The organism is Mesorhizobium sp. M1E.F.Ca.ET.063.01.1.1, from assembly GCF_003998155.1.
GTDB lineage: Bacteria > Pseudomonadota > Alphaproteobacteria > Rhizobiales > Rhizobiaceae > Mesorhizobium.
Genome location: NZ_RZSC01001106.1, coordinates 1 through 1421, shown reverse-complemented (window position 1 = coordinate 1421; position 1421 = coordinate 1). Strand labels below are relative to the sequence as shown.

The following is a 1421-nucleotide window of genomic DNA, read 5'->3' as shown; positions in this document are numbered from 1 at the left end:
CGGCTACCGCGAACGCTCGCATTTCGACGGCCAGGACGTGCTGGAAAGCGGCCTGCCGGGGCCGGGCAATGCCACGACAGGCTGGCTCAACCGGGCGCTTGCCAGCCTGCCGTCAGGCGACCGCGTGGCGAAAGCCGGCGGGCTCGCAATCGGGCCGTCGACGCCGCTGGTGATCCGCGGCGCCGCACCCGTGCTCGGCTGGGCGCCGCAGGCCTTGCCGGCGCCCGGCGACGCGCTGGCAGAGCGTGTGCTCGACCTCTACAATCATCGCGACCCGGTGCTGGCGGCGGCGCTGCAGAAGGGCCTCGACGCCGACCGGATGGCGATGTGCGACCAGATCGGCGGCAAGGCGATGAAACCGAGAGGCGTCCTCGACAACGCCGCCGGCATGCGGCAGTCCGCGCAGGGTGCGGCGAAGCTGATGGCTGCCGACGACGGGCCGCGCATCGCGGCACTTGCCTTCGACGGCTGGGACACGCATGTCAACGAGGGCGGCGCCACCGGCCGGCTCGCCAATCTGCTCGGCGGCCTCGACGGCGCCTTCGAGGAATTCGAGACGGGGCTTGGCTCGAGCTGGAAGGATACCGCGATCGTGGCGATCACCGAATTCGGACGCACCGCCCGCATCAACGGCACGGTCGGCACGGATCACGGCACCGGCACGGTGGTGCTGCTCGCCGGCGGCGCGATCAAGGGCGGCCGTGTCATCGCCGACTGGCCCGGCCTGAAGCCGGCTCAGCTTTACGAACAGCGCGACCTCGCGCCGACAAGCGATGTCCGCGCGGTGCTGAAGGGCCTCTTAGCCGACCAGTTCGGGCTGTCGGCTGCGGTGCTCGGCGACAAGGTGTTTCCGGATTCGGCGGCGGTGAGGCCGATGCCGAACCTGGTGGTGTGAGTTCTGAGTTTGCCCATCGGTGACAGGTGCGGCATCTGCTGTCATTCGTCATGTATGGACGGAGCAAGGAGCGAAGCGACGCGCGCGGACCCTAGAATCCATTCCGTGACGTTGAGGCGTCGCCGCGGTGCAGAATTCTGCCCCGCAGCATCCCTCGGCTAAAGTCACGGAATGGATCCTTGGGTCTCCGCGTCCGCTTCGCTCCCGCTCCGCCCGTGGATGACGAAGCTGAGGGGCTTCGGCCAATCACGAACGTTTGCGCGAAGCCCACGAAGTGACCCTCGTGTGAGAAGCTCAACAAAAACGCCCGGGCCGTTTCCGGCGGGGGCGTCTGTCCCCTGAAAGCGATCACCAGCTCCAATAGCCGGGGTGCCAGCGGTGGTGGTACCAGAAACCCGGATGCCAATGCCGCACAGGGCGAACGACCACGCGGCGGTTCGGCACACATCTGCCCCAGCGGTTCACGTGCCAGCCGGGGCCGCAGCGCCAGCTGACGGTTTCGACCGGCAGCGGCGCGGCACTGGGT

General features: G+C 68.6%; 1 protein-coding gene. It reads left to right on the top strand.

From position 1 onward, the window contains the following. Nucleotides 1–895 (top strand): DUF1501 domain-containing protein (locus EOA29_RS36420; protein WP_127222387.1); only part of this gene is annotated, 895 nt, incomplete at its 5' end. Between the last annotated feature and the right edge of the window lie 526 nt (nt 896–1421).